This is a genomic window from Peribacillus sp. NPDC097197 (genome assembly GCF_050278025.1).
In the GTDB taxonomy this organism is placed as follows: Bacteria; Bacillota; Bacilli; order Bacillales; family DSM-1321; genus Peribacillus.
The window spans coordinates 312,777-330,937 of sequence record NZ_JBNNST010000002.1; the positions used below are offsets into that span (position 1 = coordinate 312,777).

Sequence of the window (18,161 nt, forward strand, 5' to 3'; positions counted from 1 at the left end):
AAAGGCAGGTTAGCTGTAATGGCTGAAAAATATAATACAAGAGAAGAACGTAGAAAGCAGGGTCAGGCACAGAAGAAGGCACCAAAAAAAGGGCCGAAAAAACCCACGAACATGCTTAAGCGAGTTTTTCTCATTCTCGTCACAATTGGAATTATTTGTTTAGTTGCTGGAGGAGCTACATTAGCTTACTTTATCAGTGATGCTCCCAAGCTCGACGAAAGCCTTTTAAAAGACCCCGTTACCTCGAAGATCCTTGATGAAGAAGGTAAATTACTTGGAGAGGTCGGCACTGAGAATCGTGACTTTGTCAATTATGAAGATATACCTGAACTAGTCGAAGACGCATTCCTGGCAACAGAAGATTCCCGTTTTTATTCCCACCATGGGGTTGACTTCCTTCGTTTAGGCAGCGCAGTCCTCGCCAATGTCAAAAATGGCTTTGGTTCAGAAGGTGCTAGTACTTTAACCCAACAGGTTATCAAACGCTCTTATTTAACACCTGATAAAACGATTAAAAGGAAAGTCCAAGAAATGTGGCTGGCCATACAGCTAGAAAGAAAATATACAAAACAAGAAATACTGGAAATGTATGTGAACAAAATTTTCTTTGCCAATCGTGCAAACGGAATTCTGACGGCTTCGCAAACATATTACGGGAAAGACTTGGATAAATTGGACCTTAACGAAGTGGCCATGCTTGTCGGGTTACCGCAAAGCCCAAGTCGCTATGATCCATATAAATATCCAGAACGGGCAAAAGAACGTCGCGATATTGTACTTCATCTCATGAATAAACATGGATATATTAGCGAACAGGAAATGAAAAAGGCACAAAACGTTAAAATAACAGCCGGACTTCAAGAAGTCGATAAAAACCAAATCGATACGACTGCTTATGATGCCTTCATAGATTTGGTAATAGAAGAAGTCGGAAATATGGGTGACTATAATGTGTTTACAGATGGTCTGGAAATCCAAACGACCATTGATAAAGACGCCCAAGAATACGTTTATAAAATGTTGAATAGTAATGATATCGTTAGTTATCCAAGTGAAGATCTACAAGCCGGTGTTACTTTGCTTGATACGCAAACAGGCGAAATTAAAGCCGTTGGCGGTGGCAGGAACACGAACGTCAAACGCGGGTGGAACTATGCAACAGATGCTAAGCGTTCACCAGGGTCGACAATCAAACCTATCTTAGATTATGGTCCAGCTGTCGAATATTTAAACTGGTCAACCTATCAACCTATTAAAGATGAGGAGTATACCTACTTTGATGGAACTCCCCTCAAAAATGCATCAGGCACTCATTATGGAACGGTTCCTATTCGAGAAGCTCTCGCGAGATCATTGAACATACCGGCCTTGAAAGCGTTCCAAGAAGTCGGGAAAGAACGTGCACGTGATTTTGCAATTGACCTTGGCGTTCCTTTTGATAAAGATAAGGAAATCAACGAATCTGCTTCAATTGGCGGTGGCACAGATGTTTCCACTCTAGAACTTGCCGGTGCATATGGGGCCTTTGGTAATGGTGGGATTTATAACGAACCACATACCGTCAAGAAAATTGTATTACGTGATAAAACAACCATCAAGAACAAAACAGAAACAAAACCTGTCATGAAAGATTCCACGGCTTTCATCGTCACGGATATGCTGAAAAGCGTCATGACAGAAAGTTACGGAACAGGGAGATTGGCCAACATACCTGGGCTTCCAGTCGCTGGTAAGACTGGATCCACTAACTTCACTCCCGAGCAACGTGCAGCAAACAACATACCTGCTTCAGGGGTAAAGGACAGCTGGATGGCTGGTTACACGACTAACTATACCGTTGCCATATGGGCGGGTTATGATAATAATGCAGGTAAAAAGATGGAATACCTAGGCGATTCATCTCAAAGAATACCAAAATACATCTTTAAGAATTTGATGGAACACATGGCCCAATCAAAAACAACGAAAGACTTTGAACAGCCGAGCAGTGTTGCAAAAGTTGGTGTCATTAAAGGGTCGAATCCTGTAGTGAAAGCCAATCAATACACTCCAAGTGATAGAATCAGTTATGAATACTATGTTAAAGGCCACGAGCCAACACAAGTTACCACAGAATATGAGAAAATAGATACACCTAGTGTCAGTGCGTCTTATAATCAGGAAAGCAACGAAATACAGCTTTCATGGTCTCATAGTGATGGAGATCCACAATTTGAAGTCCAAATGTCTGTTGACGGCGGCTCAAAAAGTGTTCTGAAAAAATCGAAGGATACTAGTTTAACCATTCCAAACCCTACACCGGGAAGTAAATATACTTTTTCTGTCGTAGCCATCGTTGATAATCAACGAAGCGACCCTGCTGGTGCTACAGTACAGATTCCTAGTGCTATTGAAGAAGAGCCTGAGGAAGAGGAAGATATTGAAGAGCCAGCCGAGGATGAGGATCTGGAACAAGATACTCCTACTGAAGACGAGGGTAATGAAGACGAAGATAAAGATAAAAACCCAGACCAGGGCAACACGGATAACAACGGGAACAATGGAAACGGTAATGGTAATGGCAATGATGATGCCACCAAAGACGATGAGGATGTCGAAGATGAGGATCCAGGAAAAGTTGATGAGGATAAACCCGCGGATACTCCTGAGCCCGCTCCCGCTCCTGACCCAGAAAAAGACAAAAATAAAAACAAAGATAAAGAAAATGGCAATTAAAAAAAGGTCTAAGCTTAACCGCTTAGACCTTTTTTCGCTTTTCTTAGCTTGTTTCTTACAAAGAGCTTTTCCAATTCGATGAATAATTCGCTAAGCTGTCTGAATGAATGGTAAAACGCCGGTCTTTCCATGATGAAAGATAATCTTTCAACCAAGTTTATCGGTTTAACCGGACAGGCTTCCATCTGTTTCTTCCATGCATTTAGCTTCACGGGTATTTCATTCATCCAATAGACTGCCGAAAAGAATAATCCAATTCCTTCTTTCATAGGCTCTAAAGCCAGTCCCGCTTTTCTATTCGAAAAAAACAATTCGCAATCCTTTTTAATGAGCCTCCATTTTTCAAACAGTTCAGGTATATGCATTTCCCCACTCTTCCAAGGTGAATAAACTTCTTCCCCCCTGTAAAAAAGCAGCTCATATGAAAACACTTCAACTTCACTGGGATTTCTCCACTCTTGATAGTCTTCCTTTTTTAAAGCTTTTATTTCTTTAGGGAAGAAGAATGGATCGTCTAATTCGACCGGCACATTTATTGAATTTAAATCGTTCATTTGGCTTCTATCCTTTTTAGCCGCTTTTTCCCTTCACGACACAAATCAAGAAGCGGACAGGTTTCACATTTTGGAGACTGGGCTTTACAATGATAGCGACCAAAGAAAATGAGTCTATGATGTGTAACGGACCATTCATCCATTGGCACTTTGGTCATTAAGGTTTTTTCCACCTCAAGGACATTGTCTTTCCAGCGGCATATACCCAGCCGTTTGGACACACGCTCTACATGGGTATCCACCGCTATCGCCGGCACGCCAAAAGCCACTGAGACGACCACATTGGCCGTTTTCCGACCGACACCCGGTAACTTGGTAAGCTCATCACGGTCCCTAGGAACTCTTCTATCATATTCGTCTATCAGCATTCTAGACAACTTTTGAATGTTCTTTGCTTTATTACGGTACAGACCGATTGAACGAATATCATTTTCCAATTCTTCAATCGGTACACTAAGATAATCCTCAGGCGTTTTATATTTTTGAAATAAATTTTGAGTAACTTTATTAACCAATACATCTGTACATTGAGCCGAAAGAGCAACAGCAATCACCAATTCAAATGGATTGGAGTGATTCAGCTCACAATGGGCATCAGGAAACATCTCGCCCATCGTATCCAGACAGTAACGAATTTGAGCCTTATTCAGCATGTTTGTTCTCCTTTAATTCACATTACTGTTCGAGCCAATTATAAAAGGGTACATCTTTCAGTGGTTGTGTCGGTTCTATTTTACGGTCCCTTTTTTGATGGACTCTGAATTTTTGTCCTTGCTCCCTTGCTTGCTCCAAGGTTTTAATCCCATTCTTTTTCCACTCGAATAAAATTCGGTCTATATAACGGAAATTCAATTTCCCTGAAATGACAGCCTCCCTTAAAGCCGCCTTGATGATATCTGGTTGATGGTCATCCTCCATCCACATTGCCAGGGTTTCACACTCAAAAGGAGATAACGGACGCCCGAACTCCTGTTCAAATATTGTATACAGGCTCTCCCCTGCCTTCTGTACCTCGGCAGATTCAGCCTGTTTCAAAGACTTCAAGAAGCAGTCCATCATTTTCTCATATAGTGGATCGAGCGAATACTTTTCCTGACCAATTTCCTGATTATTTTCAACGACCATCTGGACGAATCCTCTTTGAACCAAACGTTGTATTAAATATAGGCATTCAGATTCCTGTAATGTCATTCGGTCGGATAGTTGAGACGGTGCTGGGAATGGATTATCTCCATCGATAAAATTCTGCAATTGGAGTAGTAGAACCATTTCTTGCTCATTCAGCCCCATTGTCTTATAGTGAGTCAACAAAAAGGATGGAATCGTTATCGTTCCTTCCTTAAACCAAGCATATAAATGTTCTTTATTCATGTTTTGGACACCTCTAAATTAGTATAACATGAAAAATGTGATACGAATAAGCTTATAATTTTAACAGAATTAATAGAAAAAAACGGTTATTCGCCCAGTATGGCTAAATAACCGTTTTTTTTTACAAATCAAGGATATAAGCGATTTAAAAGACGTGGGAAAGGAATAGTTTCACGGACATGTTCAACGCCGCTAATCCATGCCACTGTCCGTTCTAAGCCAAGGCCAAATCCAGAATGTGGGACAGATCCATATTTCCTTAATTCCATATACCATTTATAAGCATCTTCACTCAAACCATGTTCAGCAATGCGCTGTTCAAGAAGCTCCTGATCATGGATTCTTTCCGACCCACCGATAATCTCACCATATCCCTCTGGTGCGATCAAGTCGGCACATAAGACGACTTCTTCCCGGTTTGGATCTGGTTGCATATAGAACGGTTTAATTTTAGTAGGATAGTGTGTAATGAAGACCGGCTTATCATAGCTTTCAGCAATGGCCGTTTCATGTGGTGAGCCGAAATCGTCTCCCCATTGAATATCTTCAAACCCTTGTTCGTGAAGGAACTTGATAGCTTCATCGTAAGTGATCCGCGGGAACGGAGCCTTGATTTGTTCAAGTTTTGTCGTGTCACGTCCAAGTGTATTCAATTCTAGCTGACAATTCTCCAGAACAGACTGAATGACGGCTGTGACAAATTGTTCCTGGACTTCTAGGTTTTCTTTGAATTCCACGAAAGCCATTTCCGGTTCAATCATCCAAAATTCGATTAAATGCCTTCTTGTCTTAGATTTCTCTGCCCGGAAAGTCGGACCGAAAGAAAATACTTTTCCTAATGCCATGGCTGCAGCTTCCATATAAAGCTGACCGCTTTGTGATAGATAGGCATCCTCATCAAAATATTTTGTCGCAAACAACTCACTCGTTCCCTCTGGTGCGCTACCAGTTAAAATCGGCGGGTCCACTTTGACAAAACCTTCATCATTGAAGAATTCATATGTAGCACGAATGATTTCATTACGGATTTTCATAACCGCATGTTGACGCTTCGAACGAAGCCATAGATGACGATTATCCATTAAGAATTCTGGTCCATGAGCTTTCGGAGTGATTGGGTAATCAACTGAATCATGAATGATTTCAATATTGTTCACCTGTAGCTCATAACCAAAAGGTGAACGCTCATCCTTCTGAATGAATCCCGTAACATACATGGAAGATTCTTGTGATACCGACTTTGCAGTAGAGAAAAGGTCTTCTCCTACATCAGCCTTCACGACTACCCCTTGGATGAACCCAGAGCCATCGCGGATTTGAAGGAAAGCAATTTTACCACTAGAACGCTTATTAGCAAGCCAGCCTCCAATTGTCACTTCTTGATCGACAAATTTGCTAGCATCTTTTATTGTAATTTTCACCGAATTTCCCTCCAAATATAACTTAACTACTAAGAAATTTACTCTATTTATTATACCTATAGGGCTCATTACAAGCAAATTATTCAGCTAATCTACTATAAATGTCTACTTTACTGCTCATAATCTTTTATCCATATAAAAAATAGGGAAGATATAAAAAAGCCTACAAATCCCCTAAACGAAATAGGGGACCTGTAGGCTTTTCAAATACTACGCCATTTTCGCTTTAACGAATGTATGAATTCTTTCAACGGCTGCTTCAAGTAGGTCCAAAGAGGTTGCGTAGGATAATCTGATGTTATCCGGAGCCCCGAATCCTGAACCTGGGATGACGGCCACTTGAGCCTCTTCTAATAATGCGGTAGTAAACTCTTCGACATTGCTGAACCCTGTTAATTCAATTGCACGTTTCACATTCGGGAACAAATAAAATGCCCCCTGCGGTTTAATGCAGCTTACTCCCGGTATATCTACTAATTTTCCATAAATCGTATCCAATCTACTTTCAAATGCTTGACGCATTTCCTCTACCGGTTCCTGTGGGCCATCATATGCAGCAATTGCGCCATATTGAGCCGTGGTAGTAGGATTGGATGTACTATGGCTAGCTAGGTTTGTCATGGCCTTAATGACGGCCTCATCACCTGCTGCATAACCAATTCTCCATCCTGTCATGGAATGTGATTTAGAAACCCCGTTGATGATGATCGTTTGCTTTTTCAATTCAGGAGAAATTTCTGCAATCGATATATGTTTTGCAGTTCCATATACCAATTTTTCATAGATTTCGTCCGAGATGATTAAAATATCATGATCTAGGCAAACTTTACCGATGGCTTCTAACTCATCTTTAGAATAGAGCATGCCAGTCGGGTTGCTTGGAGAGTTAATGATGACCGCTTTCGTTTTATCAGTGATGGATTCTTCGAGTTGTTCCTTTGTGATCTTATACTGGTTTTCTTCAGAGCCAACAACATACACGGGTTTTCCGCCAGCAAGCTTAATCTGCTCTGGGTAGCTTACCCAATATGGTATAGGAACAATTACTTCATCTTCTTCATCCAAAATCGCTTGGAACAATGTATAAAGCGCATGTTTTGCACCAGATCCGACAATAATTTCAGAAGGCTTATACTCTAGGCCTTGATCACGTTTTAACTTTGCTGCAATCGCGGCTTTCAGTTTTGGAAGCCCAGCAGAAGGCGTGTATTTGGTTTGTCCTTCATTCATGGATTGCATGGCTGCATCGATAATATGTTGAGGAGTATTGTAGTCAGGTTCGCCGGCCCCTAAGCCAATAATATCAAGACCTTGTGCTTTGAGTTCTTTTGCTTTTGCTGTGATTGCCAGTGTTGTTGAGGGTGTTAATGACTGAACCCGATTAGCTAATTTCATAGTAGTAAAATCCTCCATTCTATATACTTCGATAATACTTAAGCCATTCCCCTGTTTTGAAATCGTAATAATCATAATTATACCGTTCAGAATCGTCGAGATATGTTACCTCCCAAAGGGGAACATCCTTTTCCATACCAAGCTTAACAGATATGATTTCTTCAGGTTTTAGCTTATCATTCACTATGTTTAAAATTTCTTTTTTTGTCTTACCGTCTTTAAAATTCCTCACAACTATTTTTTTCTTCTCGTCCTCAGGAATCCAGACGATTTTTTTACTTCCATTTTTCGTCTTGCCAATGATAACAGAATATGAGGTTTGACCATTATAAAGGTAAAACTCATCCTTGGTATCAATTCCGCCTGCTTTCTTTGCCTTTTCAAAAGCCTCATTACCAGCTTCTTTTTTATGCTGTAATGCTTTAATGTATGCTCCGCTGACAAAACCGATAAAACAAAGGACTAGGATAGAAGCAATAACCAACCATTTTTTCAAAGCCGCTTTCCCTCTTTCTATGTACGATAAATAGTAAATATCGCTTTTTCTTGATCTTGTGAATCCAATGCCAGCCCGAACATCAAATCGTCCTTTTTCAACGTTCGATTCAAAGAATCCACAATCTTATACAAATCAGGTGAATTTTGCAGCCTGACTGTCGAGATCACTTCAATTTTGCTCTCCATGAAAATGCTCCTCCATTTTAACTAAAAATTGTCAACAACCACTGGTATGTATGGAATTTGAAGGCATAACTACCTTTCACATTATACCAGTTCATAGGTTATTTTTCTTCATTATTTCGCAAAATTCCACCTATAATAGGAAAAGAATAGAAGAGTCATTAAATCCACTCTTCTATCAAATCCGCCATTTCTCTGATGGAGACATTTTTCCAATCGATAGGGGGAATCGATTTTTTAAACTCATGCCCATATTTAGCCGTGATAACACGTCGATCCAATACGATCAGCAAACCCCGATCCTCTGGCGTACGGATTAACCTACCGAATCCCTGACGGAACCTTAACAGTGCTTCAGGTAAGGAATATGCCGAAAAGGCGTTCTTCCCCTGTTTTTCGAGTAGCTGACATTTTGCAGCCGTAACCGGCTCATCGGGAGGTGAAAAAGGAAGCCTGACAATGACCAGACATGATAGATCTTCTCCTGGTATATCGACACCTTCCCATAGGCTCGTCGTCCCGAAGAGCACTGCTTTCTCGAAATTTTGGAAATTCCTTAACAACCTCATCCTGCTTCCACCAGAAATCCCCTGTGCAAACAAAGTGAAATCATCCAAGACCTCGGAATCTTTTATGGCATAATATGTGGCACGCAACATCTCATGTGAAGTAAATAAAACCATCATCCTGCCCTTGGCAGCCTGGGCAGCAACAATTATATGGTTAGCTGCATTCTCGGAAAACTCATCCACTGTTAAACAGTTTATATCGGGGATATCATTCGGCACCAACACTTTTACCAAGTCCTTATAAGGGAATGGTGAAGGGTAGATGGCCGTCTGTATCAATTCTTTTTCCAAACCAAGCTGTGCCTTGAAATACTGGAAGGAATGTTTCACGGCTAACGTAGCAGATGTCATGACTACACTCTTCTGACGTCCAAAGTAAGAGTCCCACAACCATTTGCTTCCTGATATCGGTTGAACCGTCAACGTAACACCGTGCTGTGGCGCCGCTTTTGTATAATCAAGCCAATAAATATTTTCTTCATGAGGCTTAATGAAACATTCATGCAAGGAATCTCTTGTATCCTGAAGATGTCCAAGCAACACTTCGATATCATTCAGGTAAAACAAGGCATTTTTCCCTAAAGATGATTCATTATCCATTAAACGATGCAATCGCCTCTCAAGTTCCATGATCATTGAACCTGATAGATCCACTAACCGTTCCGCTATAAGTATCGCCTGTTTCCAGGAAGGGTCTTCTATTTTAAAGGCAATTCGCTTCGGACCTATAGACCGTGAGAGTTTTTCTGCTTGATTGGACAAGAAATAAAAAAGTTGATCGAATTCATATGAAAAGTCACTTAGCTTTTGATCAAATGTATAGGTTGGACTGCCATCCGACCATCCATTGTTCGAAAGCAATTTTTCAAGTCTATAAAATAACTGCTTTTGATCGAAGGTCCCTAGCCTGTTTAGCATGGTCTTTACTGAAATATAATGGAGCCTCCTACCAAGTTGTGTGGAAGCCGCCTGTTCCAAGTGATGGGCCTCATCCAAGACTAAATACCCTTCTTTGGGAATAAGGGCGTCTTCTGTAAGGAGGTCACTCATTAAAAAGGAATGGTTTGTAATGATAATATCTGCTTTTGCGGCTGTTTTCTTGGCCCGTTCAAAGAAGTCCAGTTCAATCCAGGGTTTTTTCAAACCTACATATGTAAGACCATCACTTTGAAGCCTGTTCCAAAACAATTGTCCACCACTAGTAAGATTCAATTCATCTTTATCCCCTGTTGCCGTTTCCGTCAACCAGACCAATATCTGCATTTTCGTTAAAGCAGTTTCATAATTATCTTCTTTTTCTCGCAATGCCCGCTCAAACTTTGCCAGGCTCAGGTAATTGCTTCTTCCTTTTAGCAAAACGGCTTGAAAGGAAAAAGGAAGGATCTTCTTCAGTTTAGGTACTTCATTTTGAAGGAGCTGATCCTGCAACTGAAGAGTATATGTCGAAACGACGACAGGTTCATGATGTTTCTTGGCAAAATATACGGCCGGCAGTAAATAACCCAATGATTTTCCAATTCCCGTGCCAGCTTCAATTATCGCATGCTGTCGGGATTCGAAGGAATCATGAATTAAGTTCATCATGCTAAGCTGTCCATCTCTTGCTTCAAAAGCGGGGTATGCATTTTGAAGCATGGCTATTTTCCCCTCGTCATCGAGTGGGAATTCTGTTTCTTGTTCAATATGCTCACTATCATCGGTTACTTTTTTAAATGCCAGTCCTCTAAATGTCGTAATACCTGGTAAACGGACCTCGGCTTTTGTAAGTTTGCTCGCAATGCAAGCATCTATTAATTCGGAAACCTCGCTCTGTAAGGAAAAAGATAGCCGGTATAATTGCTTAAGTGTCATCAATGGTAGGTCCAACAGCTTTTTTTTCAATTCTAACAATAATAAAGCGGTAGCATATGCATCGCTATCCGCTTGATGTGGCCTCGAATGGTCTAAATTTTCCTCTTTGGCCAGCTGATGCAATTTATATCCATCGGAAGTCGGTTTCATGATTTTCGCCAATTCTACCGTATCAAGCGTAGAACCATAAAAGGGCTCAAATCCGCACCTTACCAATTCTTCCTGTAGAAAAGATAAATCAAATAATACATTATGGGCAACAAAGCAAGCCCCTTCTATAAGATGGGCAATTTTTTCCGCGACATCTTCAAAATCTGGCGCATCCTTTACTGTCTCATTACTTATCCCTGTCAATTCTTCAATGAAAAGGGATATTTCCTGCCCAGGATGGATGAATGTTGAATAGGTATCAACAATCTGATCATTTTCAATGACCACACCAGCAAACTGAATGATCCTATCCCCTTTTTTGGGTGAATTCCCTGTTGTTTCTAAGTCAACCACTACATATCGTTGTGTCATGAATTGTACACCTCAAACTTCACTTTCTCCACTAGCTGATGGAATTCTTTATACCTTTTTTATACCATACTACACAGAATAAAGGAAACACTCCGATTGCCAGATGGACATAGGTTCAGGAGTCTGGTTGCATAAAAAAGGGGCATGCTCAACATATAGATGTTGAGCCGCCCTCTTTGCTTACAAGATTGTCGCTGCAGGTTCGTGTGAAATCAATTCAATGATTTGGTTCCTTTCATTCATGATTGCCACTTTAGGTTGGTGATCACTCACCCTTTCTTCAGCCACCATCACATAAGAAATGATAATGACAATATCATCAGGCTGGACTAATCTTGCTGCTGCTCCATTTAAGCAGACAACCCCACTTCCACGTTCTCCCGCTATCACATATGTTTCCAGTCGAGCACCATTATTATTGTTGACAATCGCCACTTTCTCATTGGGCACGATGCCCACTGCATCAATAATATCTTCATCTATCGTGATGCTTCCCACATAATTCAAATTGGCTTCAGTCACCCTTGCCCGATGGATTTTCCCATTCATCATTGTCCGAAACATGATCGTTCCCCCTACTATTCGAATTCGTTTTATAGCGTTACTATAATATTATCAATGAGTCTTGCATGTCTGAACTTAACGGCCACAGCAATGATAATATTTCCATTCAGGACATCAAGTAGCTTCAGTTCCGGATATTGATAAATTTCAACATAGTCAATTTTGCCTTTTGTCCGGGCTTTGATATGCTCCTCGACGAGAGCTATCACCTTTTGAGGGTTTCTTTCCCCAGAAATAATAGCATCTTTCGCCTTCAATAAACTTTGGTACAGTTCTTTTGCTTCATGACGCTCATCCTCAAGCAGGAAGACATTCCGTGAGCTCCTTGCCAAACCATCTTCCTCACGTACTATATCAACGGCCACTAGCTCAATGGGGAAATTGAGGTCCTGTATCAACCCGTCGATTATTGCGACCTGCTGGGCATCCTTCATCCCGAAATACGCCCTATCAGGGAGGATGATATTAAAAAACTTCGTCACGACAGTTGCTACGCCATCAAAATGGCCGGGTCGCTTTCTACCACATAAACAATCGGTGCGGTTTTGAACAACTACTTTGACTGATGGATTTTCACCATACATTTCATCCACGGTCGGATAGAAAAGATAATCGACGCCCGCATTGACTGCCAGATTTTCATCCCGGTCCAAACCACGGGGATAAGACGCAAAATCCTCATTGGGTCCAAACTGCAACGGGTTGACGAAAATACTTAAAACTACGATATCATTCTCTCTACGGGCATTTTCTATAAGGGAGGCATGCCCTTCGTGTAAGTACCCCATCGTTGCAACATAGCCTACACTTTTTTTATTGGTTCTGTCATGACGGAGTACTTTCTGCAATTCTATTGCTGATGTAAAAGTTTTCATTTTCCTCCTCCGTAAAGCGCATGAAGTTGTTCTTCCTTCATCGTAAATGAATGATCTCTCGTCGGAAAATCGCTTGATTTTACTTCTTTCACATAACTTTCAATTGAGTTTCCAATTAATTCATTGGCATTTCCATATACCTTGACAAATTTTGCAACCCGTTCAACCCCATACGTAATGAGATCATGGAAAACCAATACTTGTCCATCCGTTTCGGCTCCAGCTCCAATTCCAATCGTCGGGATTGTAAGGTCTTTAGTAATACGCTCTCCCACTTGATAAGGTACACACTCAAAAACAATGGCCAGAGCCCCAGCCGCTTCGCATTTCCTTGCATCTTCCATTAGCTTTTGGGCAGCTTCGGCATCTTTTCCTTGAACCTTATATCCTCCGAGCACGCCTACAGATTGGGGTGTCAATCCTAGGTGTGCGACTACCGGAATTCCTGCCTTCGTCAAAGCCGAAATCTTTTCGACCACATCGTCCGCCCCTTCAACCTTCACAGCATCGGCATGGCCTTCCTGCATAATGCGAGCTGCATTCTTGAGCGTTTCATCCAAAGATAGATGATAGCTCATGAAAGGCATATCCGTTACGACAAATGTATCAGGAGCCCCTCGTTTCACCGCTTTTGTATGGTGAATCATGTCTTCAACAGTCACAGGAATGGTGGAGTCGTAACCTAGAACCACCATTCCTAACGAATCCCCGACCAAAATCATATCAACCCCTGATTGCTCGGCTAACTTTGCCGATGGATAATCATAGGCGGTCAGCATGACAATTTTTTCACCTTTTTGTTTCATTTTCAAAAAATCACCGGACATCAACTTCATTACGTTTCCTCCTTTATTAGAGGAGATGAAAACATCAGTGTTTTAAAAAACTGGTGTCTAAACATTCGCTGCACAAAAAAGACCGACTAAATAGAGTCCCTAGTTCGTGAAGATAAAAATGGCCGAACAAATGGCCTTTATCATCAACGTTCAAAGTACTTTCCTTTTAGTCGATCTCTTTGGTATCTTTAGAAGTTTCATCCCTCCGTCCCCGTCCAATCATTTGGATCAAGGCAGATTTTCAAATATTTTTGTGTTATTGGGGTGCAGTTCTTTCACGATACTGCCCACTTGAATTATATCAAGCCACATTCGATTATTCTATTTATTTTTCTTATATTCTACAAAAATCTACTGAATTTCTATATCTGCAGAATAAATAGAATGGATGGTCCCTTGATCATCTTCGAGAAGAAGAACGCCAGCATCCGTGATTCCAAGTGCCTTGCCGACAATGGTATCATTAACGGTACTTGCTTTAAGAATTTGCCCTAAACTGATTGCATAACTCTCCCACAGGAGCTTAATTGGCATGAAACCTTCTTGTAAATAAAGTGTATACAGATCTTCTAGACGAAGCAGGACTCTTTGGATGACCTTGGCCCTTGAAATCTTCACTCCACTTTCTATTGAAAGAGAAGAAGCTTTCTCCTGAAGGTCCTCTGGAAAGTCTTCTTTTTGTTGGTTGATATTCATTCCGATCCCGATGATGACGGAATGTATTCTATCCGACTCAGCCTGCATTTCCGTTAAGATTCCCGTAACTTTTTTACGATTAATAAGTAGGTCATTTGGCCATTTGATCTGAGGTTGAAGTTCTGTAACATCCTCGATTGCCTGTGCTACAGCAACTGCAGCCAACAAGGTTAACTGCGGCGCCTGATGAAGAGGGATTTTTGGACGTAAGATCAGACTCATCCAAATTCCGCTGAATTTTGGAGAATGCCAAGATCTCATGAGCCTTCCTTTTCCTGAAACTTGTTCCTCGGCTATCACAAGGGTGCCTTCCTCCGCCCCTTCGTTAGCCAGCTGGTGGGCAATTTTTTGTGTCGATTCAACGGATTCCTGATATTGGATCATCTTTCCAAGGGCTTTCGTCTCCAGCCCGAATTGAATTTCACTTTTCGATACTTTTTCTGGAGCCGATACAATGCGGTACCCTTTCTTCCGGACTGCTTCAACCATATATCCTTCACCGCGCAAATCCTCTATATGTTTCCAAACGGCGGTACGGGAACAGCCAATATACTCAGCAATTTCCTGTCCTGAAATAAATGTTCCATTCGCTTTAGAGAGGGCTTGCATCAGTTTAGTCCTTAAATCAGATTGCATGTCATAAGCCACTCCTTAATTTCAGCTTTTTCATTTGTTATTTCCGAATTCAATACAGCTGCCAAAATCAGTTCCAAGTATTTTCTAACCCAAGGACCCGGTTTTTCTATATGCCATGACAATAAGTCCTCTCCAGTTACATCAAGATCTGACATACTCTTTAGAAGAAGGTTTTCGTACTTGATAGACATGGACTTTTCCGCTTCTAATACGTTTCTGCCTTCGAGAATTGCCTTAACTTTGGCTGCCTGAACCGCTTCGATATGACCTGCCTGGAATACATCAAAAGTGGAATCTTCAAATCCAGGTTCCTTTTCGACCAATTGTATAATACGTTGGACATTCCTGATTGATTTTAAAGGAAGCTTCCATGCTCTCAATACTTCCTCAATATCCTCCATATCTGCCTGGATGAGGACGACCGCCCATAACTCAGGCACTGTCAATTGATGAAGGGGGAGAAGCAATACCCTTTCCAACTTTTCCTTTTGACCAGCAAATTGGGGAAGAAACTGATATAATCCACTATCCAGTAAAAGACTTAGTGCCTTTATCCGATTGTCGCCGGCTAATAGCTTTTCAAATTCTACAAGAATTCTTTCAACGGCAATCTCCCGTAAAATAGGCCCGTTCTCCTTTAAGGATTGGAATGTTTCTTCATCAAGTTGAAAATTCAGCTGACTGACGAACCTTAATGCTCGCATCATCCTAAGACCATCTTCAGCAAAACGATCATGTGGGTTACCAACAGTCGTTATCTTTTTTTGAAAAAGGTCAAGTTGGCCCTTGTATGGGTCGAAGATGACCCCCGATTTGTCCATAGCGATTGCATTTATCGTAAAATCTCTTCTTTGTAGATCCTCAGTCAAAGAACGGACGAATTTTACTGAATCAGGCCTACGATAATCCGTGTATCCACTCTCTGTTCGAAAAGTAGTAATTTCATATGTCCCTGACTCCAGTATCACTAATACAGTTCCATGTTCGATTCCCACATCCGCCGTTTTTGGGAATATCCCTTTAACTTCCAAAGGTGTAGCGGAGGTTGCGATATCCACGTCATTAATGGGCCTGCCGAGAATATAGTCCCTGACCGATCCACCAACAAAATAAGCTTCGAACCCCGCTTCTTCAATTCTTTCAAGAATGGGTACCGCTTCTATAAATAACCGATCCAACTATGTCTCCTCCTCACTACTCCAATGAATTGGTCCCAAGCACCTGCATATAGATTTCTTCATATTCTTTCATGATCGTATCTGAGTGGAACTCAGTATTGGCACGATCCAAAGCAGCTTTTGAGAACTGTTCATGTAAGGTGGGATCACTTAATAGTTTGATCGCTTTTTGAGAGATCATTTCGACGTCTCCTAATTCACATATGTAACCCGTTTCTCCGTCAACAATGACTTCAGGTATCCCGCCGACATTCGTTCCGATGCAAGGAACTCCACAGGCCATCGCTTCTAACAGTACAAGCCCAAAGCTTTCTTTTTGGGACAACAATAAAATTAAATCACTGATTGAATATAATTCTGCCAGGTTATCCTGCTTGCCCAAGAATAGAACCTTATCGCTGATGCCCAGATCTTCCGCCAACTTCAATACAGTAGTCACTTCAGGTCCATCCCCGACAAGTAAAAGCTTGGCTGGCACCTTTTTTTGCGTTAAATAGAAGGCACGGACCACATCTTGTACTCGTTTAACTGTCCGGAAATTAGAAACGTGGATGATGACTTTTTCATTCTTCTCAAATCCGTATTCGTCCCGTAAATATCCTGAGTCGGTTTTATGATAATCGCGTTCATCAATAAAGTTATAAATGGTTTGAATTTCCTTATCCGGAGCAATCAACTCATGTGTTTGCTTGACGAGTGAATGAGAGACGCCTGTGACGACATCCGAATTTTCTATACCGAATTTGATTAAATTAGATAATGATGGGTCATGACCCAATACCGTGATGTCCGTTCCATGAAGCGTTGTGACAATTTTCACTTTATTACCTGACATCTGCTTAGCCAGAATTGCACAAACCGCGTGAGGTATCGCATAATGAACATGTAAAATATCAAGTTCTTCCCGTTTAACAACCTCGGCTATCTTGCTTGCAAGTGCCAAATCATAAGGAGGATATTGAAAAACGGAATACGAATTCACTTCCACTTGATGATAATAAATATTATGGTACATCTTATTTAACCGAAACGGGAGACTTGAAGAAATAAAATGAATCTCATGCCCCTTTTCCGCAAACATTTTGCCCAACTCGGTAGCCACGACACCTGACCCACCTACAGTCGGGTAGCAGGTAATTCCGATTTTTAATTTCATATGATTAATTTTCCCCTAACAAATCGTTTTCGACCAAAAATGGTTTTTTTGACATGAACCCTTCCGCATAATCGACACCGACTTCTTTACCGAACATCCGCTCACGTGCTTCGACTGTTTCGATATAACCGTTAACAAGCGGAGTATCCACAGTGGTATCCTTCTGTTCAAACTGACTTTCGTAAGCTCTAAGACTGTCAAGTTTCTTTGATATCGTAGAGGAAATGTCAATGACAAAATCAGGCTTATGAAAACCATTTATCATGTAATAATACATATTTTTGACACGGTGGGCTTCCAATCCAGCATTCTCCATATATTTTCTCACACCAGCAGAAAAAACTGCTTCTTCAACTAACTTTGCACAGTTTCCATGGTCAGGATGGCGATCTTCTAGAAAAGGTGCAAAGACAAGTTTGGGCTTATACTGACGGATGACCGCTATTACTTTCTGTATGTATTCTTCTTTCATATAAAGCCCACGGTCAGGAAGGTCTAGGGAGATTCTATCGACCCCGAGGATTTCCGCCGCCTTTGATGCTTCCTTAATCCTTAATGGGACAGTCCCATTGGATGACATTTCAGCCTTGGTCAAATCACAAATAACAATTTTTTTACCTTGCTGTGCATATTTAGCTATCGTGCCCCCCATCCCGATTTCTACATCGTCTGCGTGGGCCCCGAATGCCAGGATATCTATATTATTTTTGTTTGTCATTTATCTCACCTTGTTTTTCTCTAAGTTTGAGCCAGTCCATATATCCATGTTTAAGTCCTTGAATAAGGACCTCCGCTGTTCCCATATTCGTTGCCAGCGGGATTTCATAGACATCAGATAGGCGGATAAGTGCTGATACATCCGGTTCATGGGGTTGGGAAGTTAAAGGATCACGAAAGAATAGCACCATATCCATTTCCCCTCTAGCTATCATCGCCCCGATTTCTTGATCTCCTCCAAGTGGTCCAGAATGGAAACGATGGATTGGCAAAGATACTTCATCTATAATCCTTTGCCCCGTTGTACCAGTCGCAAATAGTTCATGTTGTTGAAACACATCTTTATAGGCAATTACGAATTGAATGATATCTTCCTTTTTCTTATCATGAGCAATTAAAGCAATCTTCATCATACGCCTCCTTA

17 protein-coding genes are annotated in these 18,161 nt (G+C 41.2%); 1 reads left to right on the top strand and 16 read right to left on the bottom strand.

Annotated features, from left to right (window positions below):
• The first annotated feature begins 18 nt into the window (after nt 1-18).
• Entirely contained in the window at nt 19-2,715 is a 2,697-nt protein-coding gene (locus tag ACQKL6_RS03910) for a PBP1A family penicillin-binding protein (RefSeq protein WP_427650614.1), read from the top strand.
• A 14-nt stretch (nt 2,716-2,729) separates the two neighbouring features.
• On the opposite strand, the gene ACQKL6_RS03915 is transcribed toward ACQKL6_RS03910, so the two are convergent.
• The 16 genes from ACQKL6_RS03915 to ACQKL6_RS03990 form a co-directional block, all read right to left on the bottom strand.
• Nucleotides 2,730-3,269: a YpoC family protein gene (locus ACQKL6_RS03915; protein ID WP_402869112.1), complete on the bottom strand. Its 540-nt coding sequence runs from the start codon at nt 3,267-3,269 to the stop codon at nt 2,730-2,732.
• Nucleotides 3,266-3,922: an endonuclease III gene (gene nth / locus ACQKL6_RS03920; protein ID WP_402869114.1), complete on the bottom strand. Its 657-nt coding sequence runs from the start codon at nt 3,920-3,922 to the stop codon at nt 3,266-3,268. The genes ACQKL6_RS03915 and nth overlap by 4 nt, the downstream gene beginning before the upstream one ends.
• A gap of 22 nt (nt 3,923-3,944) precedes the next feature.
• Entirely contained in the window at nt 3,945-4,640 is a 696-nt protein-coding gene (locus ACQKL6_RS03925) for a DnaD domain-containing protein (RefSeq protein ID WP_402956728.1), read from the bottom strand.
• 128 nt (nt 4,641-4,768) lie between these two features.
• Nucleotides 4,769-6,061, bottom strand: coding sequence for an asparagine--tRNA ligase (gene asnS / locus ACQKL6_RS03930; protein ID WP_427650616.1), 1,293 nt, complete (start codon nt 6,059-6,061; stop codon nt 4,769-4,771).
• Between the two features lie 210 nt (nt 6,062-6,271).
• Nucleotides 6,272-7,456, bottom strand: a complete 1,185-nt coding sequence (locus ACQKL6_RS03935; protein WP_402869119.1) for a pyridoxal phosphate-dependent aminotransferase — start codon at nt 7,454-7,456, stop codon at nt 6,272-6,274.
• 19 nt (nt 7,457-7,475) lie between these two features.
• Complete coding sequence (locus ACQKL6_RS03940; protein WP_402869121.1) at nt 7,476-7,952, bottom strand: DUF5590 domain-containing protein; 477 nt, start codon at nt 7,950-7,952, stop codon at nt 7,476-7,478.
• A gap of 17 nt (nt 7,953-7,969) precedes the next feature.
• Nucleotides 7,970-8,140 carry a YpmA family protein gene (locus ACQKL6_RS03945; RefSeq protein WP_214772022.1) on the bottom strand — a complete coding sequence of 57 codons (171 nt, stop codon included), beginning with the start codon at nt 8,138-8,140 and terminating at the stop codon, nt 7,970-7,972.
• A 158-nt stretch (nt 8,141-8,298) separates the two neighbouring features.
• A complete protein-coding gene (gene dinG / locus ACQKL6_RS03950) occupies nt 8,299-11,079 on the bottom strand; it encodes an ATP-dependent DNA helicase DinG (protein ID WP_427591751.1) in 2,781 nt (926 codons plus the stop codon).
• Between the two features lie 180 nt (nt 11,080-11,259).
• A complete protein-coding gene (gene panD / locus ACQKL6_RS03955; protein ID WP_402869126.1) occupies nt 11,260-11,643 on the bottom strand; it encodes an aspartate 1-decarboxylase in 384 nt (127 codons plus the stop codon).
• A 29-nt stretch (nt 11,644-11,672) separates the two neighbouring features.
• The gene (gene panC / locus ACQKL6_RS03960) at nt 11,673-12,518 is read right to left on the bottom strand and encodes a pantoate--beta-alanine ligase (RefSeq protein WP_427650618.1); all 846 of its coding nucleotides are present in this window, start codon (nt 12,516-12,518) and stop codon (nt 11,673-11,675) included.
• The gene (panB, locus tag ACQKL6_RS03965) at nt 12,515-13,345 is read right to left on the bottom strand and encodes a 3-methyl-2-oxobutanoate hydroxymethyltransferase (RefSeq protein WP_427650671.1); all 831 of its coding nucleotides are present in this window, start codon (nt 13,343-13,345) and stop codon (nt 12,515-12,517) included. The genes panC and panB overlap by 4 nt, the downstream gene beginning before the upstream one ends.
• 360 nt (nt 13,346-13,705) lie before the next feature.
• Nucleotides 13,706-14,686 (bottom strand): biotin--[acetyl-CoA-carboxylase] ligase, encoded by a 981-nt coding sequence (locus tag ACQKL6_RS03970; protein WP_427650620.1) that lies wholly within the window; start codon nt 14,684-14,686, stop codon nt 13,706-13,708.
• Complete coding sequence (locus ACQKL6_RS03975) at nt 14,671-15,864, bottom strand: CCA tRNA nucleotidyltransferase (RefSeq protein ID WP_427650622.1); 1,194 nt, start codon at nt 15,862-15,864, stop codon at nt 14,671-14,673. Before ACQKL6_RS03975 ends, ACQKL6_RS03970 begins: the two co-directional genes overlap by 16 nt.
• Nucleotides 15,865-15,880: 16 nt before the next feature.
• Nucleotides 15,881-17,020 carry an N-acetyl-alpha-D-glucosaminyl L-malate synthase BshA gene (gene bshA / locus ACQKL6_RS03980; protein WP_402956712.1) on the bottom strand — a complete coding sequence of 380 codons (1,140 nt, stop codon included), beginning with the start codon at nt 17,018-17,020 and terminating at the stop codon, nt 15,881-15,883.
• Nucleotides 17,021-17,024: 4 nt separating this feature from the next.
• Entirely contained in the window at nt 17,025-17,738 is a 714-nt protein-coding gene (bshB1, locus tag ACQKL6_RS03985) for a bacillithiol biosynthesis deacetylase BshB1 (RefSeq protein ID WP_402869135.1), read from the bottom strand.
• Nucleotides 17,722-18,147, bottom strand: coding sequence for a methylglyoxal synthase (locus ACQKL6_RS03990; protein ID WP_427650624.1), 426 nt, complete (start codon nt 18,145-18,147; stop codon nt 17,722-17,724). The genes bshB1 and ACQKL6_RS03990 overlap by 17 nt, the downstream gene beginning before the upstream one ends.
• Between the last annotated feature and the right edge of the window lie 14 nt (nt 18,148-18,161).